The 19391-nt window shown below is 74.4% G+C and carries 18 protein-coding genes and 1 riboswitch; of the genes, 12 read left to right on the forward strand and 6 right to left on the reverse strand.

Translation table 11 applies throughout. From position 1 onward, the window contains the following. Window positions 1–34: 34 nt before the first annotated feature. From CR938_RS10850 to CR938_RS10860, 3 genes are all read left to right on the forward strand, one after another. A complete protein-coding gene (locus CR938_RS10850) occupies window positions 35–808 on the forward strand; it encodes a response regulator (RefSeq protein WP_162125028.1) in 774 nt (257 codons plus the stop codon). Between the two features lie 39 nt (window positions 809–847). After that, window positions 848–1480, forward strand: a complete 633-nt coding sequence (locus tag CR938_RS10855) for a response regulator (protein ID WP_162125029.1) — start codon at window positions 848–850, stop codon at window positions 1478–1480. Between the two features lie 194 nt (window positions 1481–1674). Continuing rightward, on the forward strand, window positions 1675–1851 hold the full coding sequence (locus CR938_RS10860; RefSeq protein ID WP_162125030.1) for a hypothetical protein: 177 nt from the start codon (window positions 1675–1677) through the stop codon (window positions 1849–1851). 13 nt (window positions 1852–1864) lie between these two features. On the opposite strand, the gene CR938_RS10865 is transcribed toward CR938_RS10860, so the two are convergent. Then, window positions 1865–2068 (reverse strand): dodecin family protein, encoded by a 204-nt coding sequence (locus CR938_RS10865; RefSeq protein ID WP_162125031.1) that lies wholly within the window; start codon window positions 2066–2068, stop codon window positions 1865–1867. 129 nt (window positions 2069–2197) lie between these two features. On the opposite strand from CR938_RS10865, the gene CR938_RS10870 reads away from it, so the two are divergent. The 4 genes from CR938_RS10870 to hemE are packed head-to-tail and all read left to right on the forward strand — an operon-like array spanning window position 2198 to window position 5252. After that, complete coding sequence (locus CR938_RS10870; protein WP_162125032.1) at window positions 2198–2740, forward strand: shikimate kinase; 543 nt, start codon at window positions 2198–2200, stop codon at window positions 2738–2740. Next, entirely contained in the window at window positions 2737–3843 is a 1107-nt protein-coding gene (gene aroB / locus CR938_RS10875) for a 3-dehydroquinate synthase (RefSeq protein WP_162125033.1), read from the forward strand. Before CR938_RS10870 ends, aroB begins: the two co-directional genes overlap by 4 nt. 42 nt (window positions 3844–3885) lie before the next feature. Then, entirely contained in the window at window positions 3886–4140 is a 255-nt protein-coding gene (locus tag CR938_RS10880; RefSeq protein WP_162125034.1) for a WGR domain-containing protein, read from the forward strand. A 38-nt stretch (window positions 4141–4178) separates the two neighbouring features. Further along, window positions 4179–5252, forward strand: coding sequence for a uroporphyrinogen decarboxylase (gene hemE, locus CR938_RS10885; RefSeq protein WP_162125035.1), 1074 nt, complete (start codon window positions 4179–4181; stop codon window positions 5250–5252). A gap of 15 nt (window positions 5253–5267) precedes the next feature. On the opposite strand, the gene CR938_RS10890 is transcribed toward hemE, so the two are convergent. Beyond that, entirely contained in the window at window positions 5268–8828 is a 3561-nt protein-coding gene (locus CR938_RS10890) for an ATP-binding protein (protein WP_246191050.1), read from the reverse strand. A 74-nt stretch (window positions 8829–8902) separates the two neighbouring features. On the opposite strand from CR938_RS10890, the gene CR938_RS10895 reads away from it, so the two are divergent. Genes CR938_RS10895 through CR938_RS10905 form a run of 3 tightly spaced genes read left to right on the forward strand, consistent with a single transcriptional unit; the run spans window position 8903 to window position 10745 of the window. Next, window positions 8903–9604 carry a YceI family protein gene (locus CR938_RS10895; RefSeq protein WP_162125036.1) on the forward strand — a complete coding sequence of 234 codons (702 nt, stop codon included), beginning with the start codon at window positions 8903–8905 and terminating at the stop codon, window positions 9602–9604. Further along, entirely contained in the window at window positions 9601–10182 is a 582-nt protein-coding gene (locus CR938_RS10900; protein WP_162125037.1) for a cytochrome b, read from the forward strand. The genes CR938_RS10895 and CR938_RS10900 overlap by 4 nt, the downstream gene beginning before the upstream one ends. Continuing rightward, complete coding sequence (locus CR938_RS10905) at window positions 10179–10745, forward strand: YceI family protein (RefSeq protein WP_162125038.1); 567 nt, start codon at window positions 10179–10181, stop codon at window positions 10743–10745. The genes CR938_RS10900 and CR938_RS10905 overlap by 4 nt, the downstream gene beginning before the upstream one ends. A 25-nt stretch (window positions 10746–10770) precedes the next feature. On the opposite strand, the gene CR938_RS10910 is transcribed toward CR938_RS10905, so the two are convergent. Continuing rightward, a complete protein-coding gene (locus CR938_RS10910) occupies window positions 10771–10998 on the reverse strand; it encodes a glutaredoxin family protein (RefSeq protein WP_162125039.1) in 228 nt (75 codons plus the stop codon). A 113-nt stretch (window positions 10999–11111) separates the two neighbouring features. Between CR938_RS10910 and CR938_RS10915 the strand changes: the two genes are divergently transcribed. Next, window positions 11112–12494: an L-serine ammonia-lyase gene (locus CR938_RS10915; RefSeq protein ID WP_162125040.1), complete on the forward strand. Its 1383-nt coding sequence runs from the start codon at window positions 11112–11114 to the stop codon at window positions 12492–12494. Between the two features lie 99 nt (window positions 12495–12593). Next, a complete protein-coding gene (locus CR938_RS10920; RefSeq protein WP_162125041.1) occupies window positions 12594–15665 on the forward strand; it encodes a ligand-binding sensor domain-containing diguanylate cyclase in 3072 nt (1023 codons plus the stop codon). A gap of 7 nt (window positions 15666–15672) precedes the next feature. Here the strand turns inward: CR938_RS10920 and CR938_RS10925 are convergent, their stop codons facing one another. From CR938_RS10925 to metX, 3 genes are read right to left on the reverse strand one after another with little or no spacing between them, the layout of a single operon-like run. Next, entirely contained in the window at window positions 15673–16758 is a 1086-nt protein-coding gene (locus CR938_RS10925) for a homoserine dehydrogenase family protein (RefSeq protein WP_162125042.1), read from the reverse strand. Beyond that, complete coding sequence (locus tag CR938_RS10930) at window positions 16755–17981, reverse strand: O-succinylhomoserine (thiol)-lyase (protein WP_162125043.1); 1227 nt, start codon at window positions 17979–17981, stop codon at window positions 16755–16757. Before CR938_RS10930 ends, CR938_RS10925 begins: the two co-directional genes overlap by 4 nt. Beyond that, window positions 17978–19012 carry a homoserine O-succinyltransferase MetX gene (metX, locus tag CR938_RS10935; protein ID WP_162125044.1) on the reverse strand — a complete coding sequence of 345 codons (1035 nt, stop codon included), beginning with the start codon at window positions 19010–19012 and terminating at the stop codon, window positions 17978–17980. Before metX ends, CR938_RS10930 begins: the two co-directional genes overlap by 4 nt. Before the next feature lie 70 nt (window positions 19013–19082). Next, a riboswitch (SAM riboswitch) is annotated at window positions 19083–19199 on the reverse strand. Window positions 19200–19391: the final 192 nt, after the last annotated feature.

Raw genomic sequence — 19391 nt, forward strand, 5'->3', positions numbered from 1 at the left:
ATGTGTATAAGAGCCACCCCCGGACGCCCCCCCGATGACCCACATCCATGCCGACACCGCCCGCCTCCCGGGCGGGCACCAGGCCGCAGGCGACCGGCCACGGGTCCTGCTGGCCGAGGACGATCCCATCAGCCGCGCGGTGATCGCGCACCAGCTGCGCCGGCTGGGCTACCGCTGCACCCTGGCCGAGGACGGCGAGGAGGCCTGGCAACGCCTGGCCGGCCACGGCATCGACCTGGTCCTGACCGACTGCCGCATGCCGGTGCTGGACGGCTATGCCCTGGCCCGCCGCATCCGCGCCAGCGAGCGCGCCGGGGCGCACCTGCCGATCGTGGCCCTGTCCGCCAGCGATCCGCTGGAGCTGGCGCAACGCTGCGCCGAATCCGGCATGGACGGCGTGCTGGAAAAGCCGGTCCGGCTGCAGGCGCTGGCGCACGAGCTGCACCGCCACCTGGGGCAGCAGGACGCGGTGGCGGCCGGCCCGGACCGGCGGGACGTGCTGGCCGAAGCCTTCGGCAGCCTGGACGACGCCCGCGCCGTGCTGGCGACCCTGCTTGCCGCCTGCCGCCGCGACCTCGACGCGCTGGAGGCCGCGCTGCGGCGCGGCGACGCGGCCACCTGCCGGGACCTGGCGCACCGCATCGACGGTTCGCTGCGCCTGGTCGAGGTGGCCGGTTCCGGGCCGGTGCCACCGCCGGCCGGCGACCAGGCCGCCCAGGCCCGCAGCCTGCGCCGGCGCGTGGCGCGCCTGGCCTGCCTGCTGGACGGCCTCGGCGCCGGCACCGAACCGCCCACGGGCAGCGGCTGACGCCGCCGCGGGCCTGGATGGACCTGGGGAACCGCCACCATGGACAGGCTGCGCATCATCCTCGCCGACGCCCATCCGGTGGTGCGCGGGGGCGTGCGCCTGCTGCTGGAACGCGACGCCACCGCCACCGTGGTGGCCGAGGCCGGCACGCCGGAGGCGCTGTTCGAGGCCATGGCCGCCCACCCCGCCGACCTGGTGCTGACCGACTTCAGCATGCCCGGCGGTTCCACCGCCGACGGCCTGGGCATGCTCGCCCGCCTGCGCCGGCGCTGGCCGCAGGTGCCGGTGGTGGTCCTGACCATGGCCGGCAACGCCGCCGTGCTGCGCGCCATCCTCGCCACCGGCGTGCACGGGCTGCTGGCCAAGGCGGACGCACTGGCGGAACTGACCGCGGCGGTCGCCGCCGCCGCCCGCCACCGCCGCTACCTGGGCGCGGCCGTGCGCCGCGTGCTCGAGGCCGACGGAGGCGGCAGCGGCCGCGCGCTGTCGCGGCGCGAGGCCGAGGTGCTGCGCCTGTTCGGCTCCGGGCTGACGGTGACCGAGATCGCCCGGCGCCTGAACCGCAGCGTCAAGACCGTCAGCCACCAGAAGATGGGCGCGATGGCCAAGCTGGGGCTGCGCAGCGACCTGGAGCTGTACGCCTACGCCCGCGAGCACGGGCTGCTGTCCTGAGCGGCGTGCGGCGGCGCATTTTGCGAACCGTCCGATGGAACGGCCAGACACGTCACACACAGGATGTGCGCATGGACACGGTTACGCCCCCGCACAGCCCCGGGCCGCCGTCCCCGCCCGGTCCTCCCGCCCCGCCCCCCGGTACCACGCCAGCACCGGCCGATCCACGCCGGAGCCCGACCTTCGCCGCGGTGATGCTGGCCTGGAAGCGCGACCCGGAGGTGATGTGCGAGCTGGTGGCCACGGTGCTGGACATCTACCTGCGCCGCTCCAGGCCCTGCAACGTGCGCGCGCTGGACGAGCTGCACCTGATGGTGGCGCTGGAGCTGGAGCAGCTGGCCGCCCCGGCGCCGGAGGCGGGGGACGGCTGAGCCGGCGCGTGCCTCACTGCACGACGAAGGTCACCCGCATGTTGACCCGCCATTCGGTGATGTTGCCGTTGCCGTCGGTCTCGACCTTGATGTCGTTGACCCAGGCGCCCTGGATGCCCTGCACGGTCTCGGACACCTTGCCCAGCCCGCTCCTGACGGCGTCCTCGATGCCCGACTTGGACGAGGAGGTGATCTCGATGACTTTAGCGACCGACATGGTGCTGCCTCCGGTGGTGGGCGCTCGCGCGCCGGGACCGGCAGTCTGGCCGCGGCCGCGTTAACGCGGCGGCACGGCGCGGGCACCGTTGCAGCGGTGACCATCGCGGCGGTGCTAGCATCGCCGGCCATGAATCCCGCCCCCAACCTCGTGCTCGTCGGGCCGATGGGCGCCGGCAAGACCTCGATCGGCCGGCGCCTGGCCGAACGCTTCGGCCTGGCCTTCGTGGATGCCGACCACTACGTCGAGGAGCGCACCGGCGCCACCATCGCCGCGATCTTCGAGCACGTCGGCGAGGCCGGCTTCCGCGAACGCGAGCGCGCCGCGCTGGCCGAGCTGCTGGCCGGCGAGGGTCGGCTGGTGGCCACCGGCGGCGGCGCGGTGCTGGATGCGGACAACCGCCGGCTGATGCGTGAACGCGGCTTCGTGGTCTACCTGCAGGTGGGCCTGGAGGCGCAGCTGCGCCGGCTCGGCCGCGACCGCGCCCGGCCGCTGCTGCAGCACCCGGACCGCGAGCAGGTGCTGCGCGAGCTGGCGGTGCGGCGCGAGCCGCTGTACCGCGAGGTGGCCGACCTGGTCATGGCCACCGATGGCATGACCGCGGCCGAGGCCGCCGCGCGCCTGGGCCTGCAGCTGGCCGAGCGCTGGCAGATGGACGGGGTGCGCGCATGAACGCCATCCGCGAGGTCCGCGTCGGCGGCGCCGCGCCGTACACCATCCACATCGGCCCCGGTCTGCTGGAGGACGGCGCGCGCCTGGCGGCCACCGTGCGCGGCCGCCATGCCCTGCTGCTGAGCGACAGCCAGGTCGCCCCGCTGTACGCGGCGCGGGTCGAGGCCGCCCTGCGCGCGGCGCGCCCGGAGCTGGAGCTGGCCACCCACGTGATGCCGGCCGGCGAGCGGCACAAGACCCTGGCCGGCTTCGCTGCGGCCATCGAGGCGCTGGCCACGCTCGGCGCCACCCGCGACGCCACCGTGTTCGCCCTGGGCGGCGGCGTGGTCGGCGACCTGGCCGGCTTCGCCGCGGCCTGCTGGATGCGCGGGGTGGACTGTGTGCAGCTGCCCACCACCCTGCTGGCGATGGTGGATTCCTCGGTCGGCGGCAAGACCGCGGTGGACATCCCGCAGGGCAAGAACCTGGTCGGCGCCTTCCATCCGCCGCGCGCGGTGCTGGCCGACACGACCGCCCTGCGCACCCTGCCGGCGCGCGAGCTGCGCGCCGGCCTGGCCGAGGTGGTCAAGTACGGCTGCATCCGCGACCGGGACTTCTTCGCCTGGCTGGAGCAGGCCCATCCCGCCCTGCTGGCCGGCGACGACGCCGCGCTGGCCACGGCCATCGCCCGCAGCTGCGAGCACAAGGCCGCCATCGTCGAGCGCGACCCGCTGGAGAAGGGCGAACGCGCCCTGCTCAACCTGGGCCACACCTTCGGCCACGCCATCGAGGCCGAGCAGGGCTATGCCAGCACCGATGGCGGGGCGCTCAACCACGGCGAGGCGGTGGCCGTGGGCATGGTCCTGGCCGCGCGCCTGTCGACACGGCTGGGCCTGGCCCCGGAGGCGGACACCGCGCGCCTGGAGGCGCTGCTGCGGGCCTGCGGCCTGCCGGTGGCGCTCCCGGCCGGGCTGGCGCCGGAAGCGCTGCTGGCGCGCATGCGCCTGGACAAGAAGAACCTGGCCGGGCAGCTGCGCCTGGTGCTCTGGCGCGGCATCGGCCGCGCCGAGGTGGTGCCCGGCGTGGACGAGGCGCGCGTGCTGGAGGTGCTGCGGGAGGGTTGACCGGCCGGCCATCGCGGCCGGCCCGCCCGCTACAATGGGCCCATGCGCATCCTCCTGCAGCAGCCCCCGGCTCCGGGCGAGGCACCCCGCTACGTGCAGCTGACCCTGCAGCCGGACCTGTTCGGCGGCTGGGAGCTGTTGCGCGAGAGCGGCCAGATCGGCGGCAGGTCGCAGCTGCGGCGCGAGCAGTACCTGCTGCAGGACGAGGCCTTGGCCGCGTTCGAGAAGGCCCGCGACGCCCAGCTCAGGCGCGGCTTCAAAATGGTCTTCGTCAGCGGTGCCGAACCGCCGAAGTGAGCGGCCGCCTCCTTGTTCCCGTCCGACCCAGGTATCCCGTGTCCCGATCCCTAGCCAACGACCGCCTGCTGCGCGCCCTGCGCCGGCAGCCCGTGGACCGCACCCCCGTCTGGCTGATGCGCCAGGCCGGCCGCTACCTGCCCGAGTACCGTGCCACCCGCGCCCGGGCCGGCAGCTTCCTGGCCATGGCCAAGAACCCGGAGCTGGCCTGCGAGGTGACCCTGCAGCCGCTGCGCCGTTTCCCGCTGGACGCGGCGATCCTGTTCTCCGACATCCTCACCGTGCCCGACGCCATGGGCCTGGGCCTGTACTTCGCCGAGGGCGAGGGCCCGAAGTTCGAGCGCCCGGTCCGCGACGAGGCCGACGTGGCCCGCCTGGCGGTGCCGGACATGGAGACCGAGCTGCGCTACGTGATGGACGCGGTGCGCCTGATCCGCCGCGAGCTGGATGGCGCGGTGCCGCTGATCGGCTTCTCCGGCAGCCCGTGGACCCTGGCCTGCTACATGGTCGAGGGCGGCGGCAGCGACAACTATTCGAAGATCAAGGCCATGGCCTTCGACCGGCCGGAGCTGCTGCACCGGCTGCTGGGCGTGGTCACCGACGCGGTGATCGCCTACCTGGCCGCGCAGCGCGCCGCCGGCGCGCAGGCGCTGCAGGTGTTCGACACCTGGGGTGGCGTGCTCTCGCCGGCACTGTACCGCGAGTTCTCCCTGCCCTGCCTGGCACGCATCGCCCGCGAGCTGGAGCGTGGCCAGGGCGATGAGCGCACCCCGCTGATCCTGTTCGGCAAGGGCAACGCGCCGTACCTGGAGGCGCTGGCCGACAGCGGCGCCGACGCCGTCGGCGTGGACTGGCTGGTGGAGCTGGGCGAGGCCGCGCGCCGCACCGGCGGCAAGGTCGCGCTGCAGGGCAACCTCGACCCGGCCACCCTGTACGCCAGCCCGGACGTGATCGCCCGCGAGGCCGCGCGCGTGCTGGACAGCTACGCCGAAGGCAACGGCGGCTCGCGCGAGGGCCACGTGTTCAACCTCGGCCACGGCATGTCGCCGGACATGGACCCGGAGCACGTGGCCGCGCTGGTGGAGGCGGTGCACCGGCACAGCGCGCGCTGAGCGCGCGCGCCGGCCTCACACCGCGGCCGGCTCCTCCGGCAGCACCGCGTCGATGGCCGCGGCCAGCATCTCGCCGGTCACCGGCTTGCGCAGGAAGCCGTCGAAGCCGGCCTCGCGCGCGGCCTGCTCGGCCTCCGCGTCGGGACGCGAGGTGATCGCCAGCAGCGGCGGGGTGAAGCCCTGCGCGCGCAGCTGGCGGGCCAGCGACAGCCCGTCCAGCCCCGGCAGGTCCAGGTCCAGCAGGGTCAGGTCGAAGCGCGCCACCGCCACGTCCGCCAGCGCCGCCAGGCCGTGCGCGGCGTGCGCCACGCGGTGGCCCTGCGCGCGCAGCAGGCTGGCGATGACCTCGGCCACGGTCGGGTCGTCCTCCACCAGCAGCAGGTCCAGCGAACGCTGTCCGGCGCGCACCGGCCGCTCCGCGACGGCCGGCACGCTGCCGGCCGGCAGCGGCAGCTCCACGCGGAAGGTGGCGCCCTGCCCCGGCGCGCTTTCCACGCCGATGCGGCCGCCCATGGCCACGGCCAGCTCCTGGCAGATGGCCAGGCCCAGGCCGCTGCCGCCGTAGCGGGTGGTGGTGCGCGCACCGTCGGCCTGCTCGAAGCGGCGGAACAGACGTTCCTTCTGCGACTCGTCCAGTCCCGGGCCGGTGTCGCGCACCACGAACACCACGCCCTGCGGCTGCAACGCGGCCACGCCCAGCACCACCTCGCCGCGCTCGGTGAACTTGACCGCGTTGCCGAGCAGGTTGAGCAGGATCTGGCGCAGCCGCACCGGATCGCCGCGCAGCCAGCGCGGTGCCTCGGGCGCGGTGCGGACGTGGAAGGCCAGGCCGCGCTGTTCGGCCACCGGCGCCATCAGCGCCACCACCTCGGCCACCAGCGCGCGCAGGTCGAAGTCCTGTTCGTCCAGCTCCAGGCGGCCGGCCTCGATGCGGGCCAGGTCGAGGGCGTCGTTGACCAGGCGCAGCAGGTGCTCGCCGGCGCGGCGGATCGCCTCGACATAGCCGCGCTGGCGCCCGTCCAGCGGCGTGTCCAGCAGCAGCTCGCTCATGCCCAGCACGCCGGTCATCGGCGTGCGCACCTCGTGGCCGAGGGTGGCCAGGAAGCGGCTCTTGGCCAGCGAAGCCTGCTCGGCCAGCTCGCGCTTGTGCATCTCCAGCTGCAGCTGGGCGCGGCGGCGCAGGCGCCGGCGGTAGGCCCACGCGCCCCAGCCCAGCAGCAGCAGCACGCAGCAGGCCAGCAGCAGCATGCCCCAGCCGCTGCGCCACCACGGCGGCGCCACGGTGAAGGCCAGCTCGCGCACCGGCGACCAGTCCTGGCCACGCGCGGCCGCCTGCACCTCCAGGCGGTAGCTGCCCGGCGGCAGCTGCGAGAACACGCGCTCGCCGTCGCTGTCGCCGGGCACCCAGTCGGTGTCGTAGCCGGCCAGGTGGAAGCGGTAGCGGATCGACTGCGGATCGTCGAAGGCCAGCAGCCTGGCGGTCACCTGCAGATCGCGGTCGCCCGGCTGCAGGGTGAAGGCGCCGCCGACCGGCAGCGCCAGCTCGTCGTCGCCGCGGCGCACCTTGACCCCGTCGATCACCAGGTAGGGCACCACCGGGTCGGGATCGGGCATGGTCGTGTCCAGCAGCAGCAGCGAGCCGTCACCGAGCGCGGCCACCAGCACGCCGCGCGCGTCCAGGGCCAGGGCGTTCTCCACCAGTTCCTGGCTGGGCAGGCCCTCGCGCACGCCGAAATGGCTCACCCGGGCCGGGCGCGCGCCGTCGGACGGCTCGATCCGGAACAGGCCGCGCCGCGTACCCAGCCACAGCCGGCGCGCCTGGTCCACCACCAGCCCGGTGGCCTCGGTGGCCGGCACGCCGTCGTCCACGCCCAGCCGCTCGCGCAGCTGCCAGGTGCCGCGCACCTCCTCCCACATCTGCACGCCGGACAGGCCCTGCACCCACAGGCGCCGCGGCCCGTCCAGCACGAAGGTGATGATGGGGCCGGTCTCCAGCCCGGGCAGTGGCAGGAACGCGCGGCGCACCGGATCCCAGCGCAGCAGCCGGCCCTCCTCGACGATCCACGGCAGCCCCTCCGGGCCGAGCCTGACCTCGGTGATGTCCACCCGCTCCAGGCCCTCGACCATCCCCGGCTTGAGCGCCTCCAGCACGCGCCCGGTGCGCCCGTCGCGGCGTTGCAGGCCGCCGCCGCTGGTGGCCACCCACACCGATCCGTCCGGCGCCTCCAGCAACCAGTCCACGGTGCTGCCGCCCGGTGCCGGATCCTCCTCGCTGTCACGCTTCCAGTGCCGGACCTTGCCGTCACGCGCGATCCGCATCAGCACCGGGCCGGCGCCGATCCACAGGCTGCCGTCGCGCGCCTCCAGCAGGCTGCGCACCCGGTTGTCGCCGGGCACCTCGTAGGCGAACGCGGCCGCCTTGCCTGTGGCGGTGTCCAGGTGCTCCAGCTCGCCGAGGCTGCCGGCCAGCCATACCCCGCCGCGCGCGGCCACGCCGATGGCGCGGTACAGGCCACCGCCCAGGCCGTGCGACTTGTCCAGCACGGCGACGCGCCGCCAGTCCGGGCGCAGGTAGCCCAGGCCCTGGGTCGGCACGCCGACCCACAGCGCGCCGTCTTCCAGGCGCAGCAGCGCCTGCACCACCTGCGACACGCCCAGCGCCTGCGCCTCGTGCAGCGCCTGGTGCGTGTCGCCCTCGCTGTCCACGTGCCAGAAGCCGCTGCGGGTGGCGACCCAGTAGCCGCCCATGCCGTCCTGGGCCATCGCCGTGACCACCTGGTGGCCCTTGAATGCCCGTGCCCACGCCGGGCTGTCCCATCGCCCGTCCCCGCGCAGGCGGTACAGCCCGCGGGTGGTGCCCACCCAGGTGGCGTCCTTCTCGCGCCACAGCGCCACCACCGGGGCGCGCTTCTTCTCGTCGGGCAGCTCCAGCAGGCGCATCCGCCCCCCGCCGTCGCGGTGCACCAGGCCGGCGAGCGTGCCGATGTACAGGCCGCCGTCCCCGTCGAAGACCAGGCTGAAGATCGCCGTGTCCAGCGCGCCGTCGATCTCCGCATCGCCGGCGCGCGCGCGCGCGATGTGGTCCTGCCCGTCCACGCGGTACAGGCCGCCACCGTAGGTGCCCAGCCACACGGAATCGTCATCGCCGGCGATGGCGAACACGTCGTCGCTGGCCAGCTCCGGGTGGTCGGCCTGGCGGTAGTGGCGGAAACCGCCCCGGCCGGCGTCCATCACGCTGATGCCGCCGTTCTCGCTGGCCACCCAGACGCGGTCGCGGCTGTCAACGTAAAGCGCCTGCAACAGGTTGCCAGGAAGCGATGCCGGATCCTTCGGATCGTGGCGCCACACGCGGAAGCCCACGCCGTCGTAGCGCGCCAGGCCATCCCAGGTGGCGACCCACAGGTAGCCCTGGCGGTCGCGCGCCAGCGCGGTCACGTTGGTGCTCGGCAGGCCCTCGCTGGCGCCGGTGATACGGAAGCGCGGCATGTCGGGCACGGCCGCCCACGCGGCGCCCGCCAGCGCCAGCGCCAGGACCAACAGCAGACCCGGCATCCGCCGCATCGACATCCTCGTCATGGAAGACTCCCCGGCGAATCGTCGCAACGCTTCGTTGGACGCGCAAGCAGTCGAAGGTCGCAGCTGTGCCTAGAATGCCGCCCATGCAACGCCGATGCCGCCGCCCGTCCATCCTGCGTCCCGCGCTCGCCGCGCTGCTGGCGTTGTGCGCGGTGCCGCTGGCCGCGCAGCCGGCGCGCTACGCGCTGGACCCGGTGCACACGCGCGTGCTGTTCGCGGTGGAGCACGCCGGTTTCTCGCACGCCCTCGGCACCGTGTCCGGCGCCGAGGGCGAACTCGAGTTCGACCCGCGGGACTGGAGCAGCGCACGCCTGGACGTGCGCGTGCCGCTGGCGCGCCTGGACCTCGGCGATGCGGCCTGGAACCGCGCCACGCTCGGCCGCCGCCTGCTCGACGCCGGACGCTGGCCGGAGGCGCGCTACGTGTCCGGGCGCATCGAGCCGCTCGGGCCGGACCGCTTCATCGTGCACGGCCTGCTGACCCTGCGCGGCGTCACCCGGCCGGTGCCGCTGGAGGTGCGCTTCAACGCGCTGCGCCGGCATCCGCTGCCACCGTTCCGCCGCACCGCCGGCTTCTCCGCCACCGCCACCCTCGACCGCCATGCATTCGGCATCGACGCCTGGCCCTCGATGATCGGCGCCACGGTGGAGCTGCGCATCGAGGCCGAGGCCGTGCGCCACCGCGGCGCCGGCCCCGCACCGGAGGACGACGAGGCCGGCACCACACCCGCAATGCCTTCCGACACCGACACCGAAGAGGAACCTTCGACGCCATGAGCCTGAGGAACACCGCCGGCCGCTGGGGCGGCGTCAGCCAGCTACTGCACTGGACCGTCGCCGTGCTGATCCTGTCCATCGGTGCCATCGGCCTGGTGATGGGCGAACTGCCACGCTCGCCGAAGTACTTCTGGGTCTACACCCTGCACAAGTCGCTGGGCCTGACCGTGCTGGCGCTGGTGCTGGCGCGCATCGCCTGGCGCCTGTACGCCGGCGCGCCACAGCCGGTGCCGGGCACGCCGCGCTGGCAGGCGTGGCTGGCCGCGGCCGTGCACCTGCTGCTGTACCTGCTGGCCCTGGCCATGCCGCTGACCGGCTGGCTGTACGACTCGGCCAGCGGCCTGCGTCCGTTCCGCTGGTTCGGTCTGGCGGAGGTACCGAAGCTGGCCGCGCCCGACGAGGCCCTGGCCGGGATTGCGCAGCGGCTGCACGTGACGCTGTTCTGGCTGCTGGTGGCGCTGGTGGCCGTCCACGTCGGCGCGGCGCTGTACCACCATCTGTTCCGCCGCGACGCCACGCTGGCGCGGATGCTGCCGCGCGGCTGGCTCTCCGTTCCCGACGACGAGGTCTCCCGATGAAGATCCGACCGACCATCCCCGCCGCCGTGGCCACCGCGCTGGCGGCGCTGCTGGCGCCGGCCGCCGCGGCCGCCGCCGACTACGTGCAGGCCCCCGGCTCCACCCTGGCCTTCGCCAGCCGCTACGACGGCGAGCTGTTCACCGGCCGCTTCGGCCGGTTCGAGACGCAGCTGAGCTTCGACCCGGCCAGGCCGGAGGAAGGCAGGCTGGATGTCACCATCGACCTGGCCAGCGCCGCTACCGGCAACAGCGACCGCGACACCACGCTGCGCACCTCGGACTTTTTCGACGTGGCCCGCTTCGCCCACGCCCGCTACACCGCCAGCGGATTCCGCCGCCTGGACGACGGCCAGTACGTGGCCGAGGGCACCCTGGAGCTGCGCGGCGTGCGCAAGCCGGTCACCCTCACCTTCCAGTGGAGCGAGGGCGCGCAGCCGGTGCTGACCGGACGGGCGGTGGTGCGGCGCCTGGACTTCGGCGTGGGCGGCGGCGACTGGGCCGACACCTCGCTGATCCCCGACGAGGTCAACGTCAGCACGCGGGTGGTGCTGCGCCCGCGCTGACCGCCCCGGGGATGCGCGGCCGGTCTCACTCCAGCCAGCCGCGCACCGTCTCGGCGCTGAACGGCCAGTCCAGCTCGCACCCGCGCCGTAGGTCGCGCAGCACCGGCACGCGCGTGCCGTAGCGCGCCTCCAGGGCCGGGTCGTCGTCGATGAACACGCTCTCCGGCTCCGGCAGACGTGCCCGCGCCAGCTCCTCCAGGGCCAGGTCGCACAGGTGGCAGTCGTCGCGCTGGTAGAGGATGAACCGGGACATCGGCGGGCACGGCGGTGGCGGGAGGCGCAAGGTAGCCGATCCGGCGCGGTGCGTCATGCCAGTTGCGCCAGCAACCAATACAATGCGGGGCCCGCCGTTCCCGCCCGTTCCCGATGGCCGTCAGCACCTTCGACCTGTTCAAGATCGGCATTGGCCCCAGCTCCTCGCACACGGTGGGCCCGATGCGCGCCGCGGTGCGCTTCGTCACCCACTGGCTGGACGCGCCCGGGCACCTGCCGCAGGTGGCGCGTGTGCGCGCCGAGGTGTTCGGCTCGCTGGCCATGACCGGCCGCGGCCACGGCACCGACAAGGCGGTGATGCTGGGCCTGGAGGGGCACCGGCCGAACCTGATCGACCCGGACATCATCCCCGCCACCCTGGAGCGGATCCGCGGCAGCGGCCGCATCCGCCTGCTGGGCACCCGCGAGATCGGCTTCGACGAGAAGACCGACCTGATCATGAACAAGCGGCAGAAGCTGCCGTTCCACACCAACGGCATGCGCTTCACCGCCTACGACGCGGCCGGCAACGTGCTGGCCACGCGCGACTACTACTCGGTCGGCGGCGGCTTCGTGGTCAACCAGGACGAGGCGGCCGAGGACCGCATCGTCGCCGACACCACCGAGCTGCCCTACCCGTTCCACAGCGGCGACGAGCTGCTGGCGCGCTGCGCCGAGTCCGGCCTGAGCATCGCCGCCCTGATGTTCGAGAACGAAAAGGCCTGGCGCGGCGAGGACGAGATCCGCGCGCGCCTGCGCGAGATCTGGGCGGCGATGCAGGCCTGCGTGGCGCGCGGCATCCGCCAGGAGGGCACCCTGCCCGGCGGACTGCGCGTGGTCCGGCGCGCCCCAGCGCTGTACCGCGAGCTGGCCGGCCGCCCCGAGGCCGGCATCCGCGACCCGCTGACCGTGCTGGACTGGGTCAACCTGTACGCGCTGGCGGTCAACGAGGAGAACGCCGCCGGCGGGCGCGTGGTCACCGCGCCGACCAACGGCGCGGCCGGCATCATCCCGGCGGTGCTGCACTACTACGACCGTTTCTGCCCAGGCGCCAACGAGCAGGGCGTGTTCGACTTCCTGCTCACCGCCGCGGCCATCGGCATCCTCTACAAGGAGAATGCCTCCATCTCCGGCGCCGAGGTCGGCTGCCAGGGCGAGGTGGGGGTGGCCTGCTCGATGGCCGCCGCCGGCCTGGCCGCCGCCCTGGGCGGCAACCCGGGCCAGGTGGAGAACGCCGCCGAGATCGGCATGGAGCACAACCTGGGCCTGACCTGCGACCCGATCGGCGGCCTGGTGCAGATCCCCTGCATCGAGCGCAACGCCATGGGCGCGGTCAAGGCCATCAACGCCGCGCGCATGGCCCTGCGCGGCGACGGCCAGCACAAGGTGTCGCTGGACAAGGTCATCAAGACCATGCGCGACACCGGCCGCGACATGCAGGACAAGTACAAGGAGACCAGCCGCGGCGGCCTGGCGGTCAACGTCATCGAATGCTGAGCCCGGCGGGGCCGTTCAAGAACTCCCCGCCGGCGCCGTTATAAGTATTACGGGGTAGTCTTGGCCCCGACGGGGTTCAGGGGGAACTCGATCAAGCCGATGGTCCGCAACCACTGGCGACTGGAGACACCGGCGCGCGTGGCGCGGCGGTGTGCCCGGCTGTTCGCCCTGGTGGTGCTGGCCCTGGCGCCGCGCCCGGCCCCGGCCCTGGAGCCGGACAAGCCCTTCGCTGACCGCGTGGCCACCACCTGGGCGGTGGAGCAGGGCCTGCCCCAGGTCAGCGTGCTGGCCATCACCCAGGACGAGGCCGGCTTCATCTGGCTGGGTTCGCAGGGCGGTCTGTCGCGTTTCGACGGCGTCCACTTCACCCGCTACGCGCAGGGCGACGCCATCGAGTTGGGCGGGCACATCCAGGCCCTGCTGGCCGAAAGCGGCGGCCGCCGCCTGTGGGTGGGCACCTCGATGGGCCTGCTGGTGCGCGAGGGCGGCCACTTCCGCAGCATCACCCCGCCGGAGCCGGCCCGGACCCTGCCCGTGCACGCCCTGGCCTGGGCCGGCGGCCGCGTGCTGGTGGCCGGCCCGGAGGGCATCTACGCCGTCCAGGACGACCGCCTGGTGCTGCACCACCCCCTGCGGGGGCCGGCGCTGAGCCTGCTGGCGCGCGACGAGGGCCTGTGGGTCGGCAGCGTCGGCCAGGTGCTGCTGGTCCAGGAAGACCAGGTGCGCACCCTGCCCCTGCCGGCCTCCGCGCGCACCGCGCAGGTGACCGCCCTGGCCCACGCCGAGGGCACGGTCTGGGCCGGCACCAGCCACGGCCTGTTCGAGTACCGCGACGGCCGCTGGGAGGCCTTCGACGCCGAAGGCGGCATGGCGGTGGAGGCGCTGCACGGCGACCGCGACGGCAACCTGTGGGTGTCCACCGGCCCGGGGCTGGACCGCATCCGCGCCGGCCGCCAGGTGGAGCGCGTGCGCGGGGCACCAGGCACCCAGCGCATCCGCGCCATCTTCGAGGACCGCGACGGCAACCTGTGGCTGGGCAGCATGACCGAGGGCCTGACCCGGGTGTGGGACGGCTGGACGCGCCGGCTCGGCGCCGAGGCCGGCCTGGGCGACCTGCTGGTCTGGACCATCGCGCCGGCCCCGGACGGCACGGTCTGGGTGGGCCACAGCGCCGGCGTGGACATGTGGGACGGCAAGCGCTTCCGCCGCCGCGTCGCCGGCCACCGGCTGCCCCACCCGGAGGCCTACACCCTGCTGGTGGAACAGGACCAGGCCTGGATCGGCACCCGCAACGGTGCGGCGCTGTACCGCAACGGGCGGGTGCAGGTGCCGGCGGTGCTGGCGCCGCTGCAGGGCGCGCAGGTCAACGGCATCGTCCGAGACCGCGCGCGCCGGCTGTGGTTCGCCACCACCCACGGCCTGTACCTGCTGGACGGCGGCGGCAAGCTGGTCCGCTACGCCGAGCAGGACGGCCTGGGCGATGCGCGCGTGCGCCTGGTCCACGAGACCCGCGACGGCCGCGTGCTGCTGGGCACCTACGGCGGCCTGTACGAATGGCGCGAGGGCCGCATCCTGCCGCTGGGCCGTGACACCGGCCTGGCCGACGACACCATGGTCAGCACGCTGGCCGAGCTGGACGACGGCCGCTGGGTGCTCGGCGGCCGCGCCCGCGAGGACCTGAAGGTGTACGACGGCCAGCGCTGGCACCACCTGGACACCAGCCGCGGCGTGCCGGCCAACATCGCCTTCCACATCACCACCGCGCACGGCCACCTGTGGGTGGCCGGCATGCGCGGCGTGTACCGCATCCCGCTGGCCGAGCTGGAGCGCGCACTGGCCGACCCGGCCCACCGCGTGCCCGCGGAGATGGTGATCAACTCCGGCTCCGACCGTCCCGGCGGCCAGCTCGGCCGCTGCTGCAACGGCTCGGGCAACGCCCGCGGCCTGTACCGCGACGGCATGATCTGGCTGCCCACCCGCGACGGCGTCCTGCTGCTGGACAGCACCCGCCCGCCGCAGACCGGCACCGTGCCGCAGGTGCGGATCGAGCGCGTGCATGCGGGCGTACGCGGCTGGGAGCCGGTGCAGCAGGGGGCGCTGGAGCTGCCGCTGGGCGAGCGCGACCTGAAGTTCGAGTTCACCGTGCCCTCGTTCCAGCCGACCCACGTGGTCCGGCTGCGCTACCGCCTGCACGGCTACGAGTCGCAGTGGCGGGAGCTGGACGACCCGGCGCTGCGCACCGCCACCTACACCAACCTGCCGCCGGGCAAGTACACGTTCGAGGTGGCCGACTTCGCCCGCCCCACCCCGCTGGCCAGCGCGGCGCGCCTGCCGGTACGGATCCCGCCCAGGATGCACGAGACCCTGGCCTTCCAGATCCTGCTGGCGCTGCTGGTCGGCGGCGCGCCCTATCTGGGCTACCGGCTGCTGCAGGCCCGCCACGAGCGGCAGCGCGCCGAGCTGGAGCGGCTGGTGCAGGAGCGCACCCGTGACCTGCAGGCGGCCAACGCGCGCCTGGAGGCGATCAGCTTCACCGACCCGCTCACCGGCCTGCACAACCGCCGCTACCTGTCGCGGCAGATCCCGGCAGACCTGTCCTTCTACGAGCGCGACGCGGCCTACCGCGCCGGCAACGAGGTGGTGGCCTTCGCCCTGCTCGACGTGGACCACTTCAAGCCGGTCAACGACACCCACGGCCACGCCGCCGGCGACCGCGTGCTGGAGCAGCTGGCCGCGCGCCTGACCGGTCTGGTGCGCAAGGGCGACTATGTGGCGCGCTGGGGCGGCGAGGAGTTCCTGCTGGTGTTCCGGCCGCTGCCGCGTGGCAGCCTGGCGCAGATCGGCCAGCGCCTGTGCAGCGAGATCGCCGCGCGGCCGTTCGACCTGGGCAACGGCATGCAGCACCACCTGACCGCCTCGGTCGGGCTGATCGAGTACCCGCTGTTCCCCGGCGCGCCGCGCCTGCTGGGCTGGGAGCAGCTGGTCACCCTGGCCGACCGCGCGCTGTACCGGGCCAAGGCCTGCGGCCGCAACACCTGGGTGGCCTACCGCCCGGCGCCGGGCGCGCAGCCGCCACCGGGCATGATCGGCTTCGAGGGCGACCCCGGCTGGCTGGTGGAAAGCGGCCTGCTGGAGATGTTCGGCGCCGCCGGCACCCTGCCGCGCGCCTGAGCCGCGCTCAGCCGGCGCACACGCGCAGCACATCGTCCAGCAGCGCCGCGGCGGTGACCCCGGCGCCGGCGCCCGGCCCCTGGATCAGCAGCGGCCGCTCGCGGTACCGGTCGCTGTGGATGGCCACGCGGTTGTCGGTGCCGGCACCGCCGCACAGCGGATCGTCCGGCGCCAGCACGCGCAGCGCCACCTCCGCGCCGGCCGCGTCCACGCGGCCGGTGAAGCGCAGGCGCCCGCCGCGGGCGCGCGCCTCGTCCAGGCGGCGCGCCAGCGGCTTGTCGAGCGCCTCCAGCGCCGCCTCCAGCCCGTGCGCCGGCGCCGCGGCCAGCGCCGCCGGCAGCAGCGGCTCCACGCGCACCTGCGCGGCCTCCAGGGCGAAGCCTGCCGCGCGCGCCAGGATCAGCAGCTTGCGGCGCACGTCCTCGCCGGACAGGTCCACGCGCGGGTCCGGCTCGGTGCAGCCGGCGGCCATGGCCTGGCGCACCAGCGCCGAGAACGGCCGGGTGCCGTCGAACTGGTGGAACAGCCACGCCAGCGAGCCGGACAGCACGCCCTCGATGACGTGGACGTGGTCGCCGCCGGCCACCAGCGCGCGCACGCTGCCCAGCACCGGCAGCCCGGCGCCGACCGTGGCGCTGTCGCCGTAGCGCGCGCCGCTTGCGGCCTGCGCCCGGGCGATGGCCTGCGAACGCGCCAGCGCGGCGCCGTGGCCCAGCTTATTGGCGGTGACCACGTGCACCCCGCGCGCCAGCCAAGCTGCATGGCGGGCGGCGACCGCGTCGCTGGCGGTGGCATCCACCACCACGTCGCCCGCGCACAACGCCTCGACCTCCGGCCAGGCCGGCGCCGCCACCCCGCGTGGCGCGGCCCGCGCCGCCTCCAGGCTGGCGCGCGGATCGTCCGCCACCGCCAGCACGGTGCGCGAGTTGGCCACCCAGGCCACCGGCGGCAGCGGCAGGCCCCGCTGGCGCAGCACCTGGTAACGGGCGACGAAGGCCGAACCGACCGTGCCGGTGCCCAGCAGCGCCAGGCGCCGCGCGCCGGCCTCGCGGGCCACGGTGCGGCGCGGACGCAGGCCGGCCGCGGTGCTCATGCGTCCACCCGTTTGCGCGCGGCCACGGCGGCGGCCTGCGCCGCCTGCAGCGCGGCGGCCACGTCCGCGACCAGGTCCTCGCAGGCCTCGATGCCCACCGCCAGGCGCAGCAGGCCGTCGGAAATGCCGGCATGGGCGCGCGCCTCCGGGGTCATCGCCGCGTGGGTCATGGAGGCCGGATGCGCGCCCAGGCTCTCCACCCCGCCCAGCGACTCGGCCAGGGTGAACCAGCGCAGGCTGTCCACGAAGGCGCGCACCGCCGGCTCGCCGCCGGCCAGTTCGAAGCTGAGCATGGCGCCCGGCCCGCGCTGCTGGCGCGCGGCCACGGCATGGCCCGGATGCGAGGCCAGGCCCGGGAAGTACACCTTCTCCACCGCCGGATGGCCGTCCAGCAGCGCGGCGATGGCGGCGGCGTTCTCCTGGTGCACGCGCATGCGCGCCTCCAGCGTGCGCAGGCCGCGCAGGGTCAGGAAGCTGTCGAACGGCGAGCCGGTCAGGCCCAGCGCGTTGGCCCACCACACCAGCTGCTCGTGCAGCGCCGCCTCGCGCGCGATGACCGCGCCGCCGACCACGTCGCTGTGGCCGTTGACGTACTTGGTGGTGGAGTGCACCACCAGGTCGGCGCCGAAGGCGATCGGGTTCTGCAGCGCCGGCGACAGGAAGGTGTTGTCCACCACCACCAGCGCGCCGGCGCGGTGCGCGGCCTCGGTCACGAAGCGCAGGTCGGTGATGCGCAGCAGCGGGTTGGACGGCGATTCGGCCAGCACCAGCTTCGGCCTGCGCGCCAGCGCCCCGGCCAGCGCGCGCGGGTCGGTCAGGTCGGTGGTGATCAGCTCGAAGTGGCCCTTCCCCGCCAGTGCGTTGAACAGGCGCCAGCTGCCACCGTAGGCGTCGTGCGGCACCACCAGACGGTCACCCGGCTCCAGCAGCGCATGCAGCACCAGGGTGATCGCACCCATGCCGGTGGCGGTGACCACCGCGCCGGCACCGCCTTCCAGCCCGGCCAGGGCCTCGGCCAGCAGGTCGCGGGTGGGGTTGCCGCTGCGGGTGTAGTCGTAGCGGCGCTTGTTGCCGAAGCCGTCGAAGCTGAAGTTGCTCGACAGCACGATCGGCGGGGTCACCGCGCCGTGGGCCGGATCGGCGTCGATGCCGGCGCGCACGGCGATGGTGGAGGGACGACAGCCGGCGCTGTCGGGAGTGGACGTGGGGGCGGGGGTGGTCATGCGGCGGCTCCGTCTTTGCCGTGCAGCACGGCGGCCAGGATCAGGTCGATGCGGTCGGTTTCCTTGAGGAAGGCGTCGTGGCCGTAGGGCGAGCGCAGCACGCGCAGCTGGCCGCGGCCGGCCAGCCCCTCGACCAGGTTCACCGAGTCGGCCAGCGGCACCAGGCGGTCGCCTTCCACCGCCACCACGGTCACCGGTACCCGCACGCCGGCCGGGTCCACGCGGTGCAGGTCGATGGACTCGGACAGGCGCAGGAAGGCGGTGACCGGGGTGCGCGCCACGTACTGCGCGCCGCAGGCATCCAGGTAGTCCTCGGCGGCGCAGCGCACGCGGCCGTTGACGATCTCCGGCGGCGCGGCGAAGCGCTCGCCGAACTCCTCGGGCGTGCGGTAGCTGAGCATGGCGAACTGCCGCGCCAGGGCCAGGCCGGCGGCGTCGGCGCACTGCAACTGGCCCAGTGCCACCGCGCGGCGCTGCAGCGCGCGCCAGGCCGAGGCGTAGGGGTGCGGGCTGTGCGCGCCGCTGACCGCCACCAGGCGGCGCAGCCTGTGCGGATGGCGCGCGCCGAACTGCAGGCCGACCATGGCGCCGTAGGAATAGCCCACGAACGCCTGCAGCCGGGCGATGCCCAGCGCGTCCAGCAGCAGGGCGATGGCGTCGGCCTGGTCGGCGGTGTCGATGGGCACGTCCAGGCGGCCGTCGGCGCCGACGTAGTCGAAGGCCAGCACGCGCAGGCGCGCCGGATCCAGGGCGCGGCCGGCGGCGACCAGCGCGTTGGCCCAGCCGGCCTCGGGGAAGCTGGCGCTGGCCGAGACGTGCCGGTGCGCGGAGATGCCGCCGGCCACGAACACCACCGGGGCGTCCTCCGGGCCACGCAGCTCGTAGCGCAGCTCCACCTCGTGGGTGCCGGCGTGGCGCATCGGCAGCGCCACCCGCAGCTGGCCGCGCACGGCGTCGGCGCCGGCCTGCGCGGCGGCGGCCGTGACCTGGAGGGGTTCGGGGAGGGAGGTGGCGGTTGTCTCAAGGCTCATGGCGGTGTCCGTGGAAAAACCGCCATCGAGCCCCGCGTGGAGCCCGCGTCCGCCGTGCCTGGCACGGTGCGAACCATCTCTCGGCGGACCGCAGTCCCCGCAGGATTTGGCACCTCACGTCCGCTGCGCGCGTCCGCAGGCTGCCCCGGCATCAAAGGGCCTGTCCCTCCGCCGGTCTCGATGGCCGGGCCAGCATGGCACCGCCGCGGCCGCATGTCAATCGCTTTATCCGCATGAAGCGATGAAACGTTTTACCGTCCCCGCCCTTCACGGAATACGGTCGGCCGCCCATAATCGCGCCCCATGACCAAACGCCTCAGCGCCACGTTCGGCGCCTGCCTGCTCGTGCTGGCCGCCTGCGCCAGCCATCCCCCCGCCG

It is taken from the genome of Pseudoxanthomonas taiwanensis, assembly GCF_010093135.1.
In the GTDB taxonomy this organism is placed as follows: Bacteria; Pseudomonadota; Gammaproteobacteria; order Xanthomonadales; family Xanthomonadaceae; genus Pseudoxanthomonas; species Pseudoxanthomonas taiwanensis.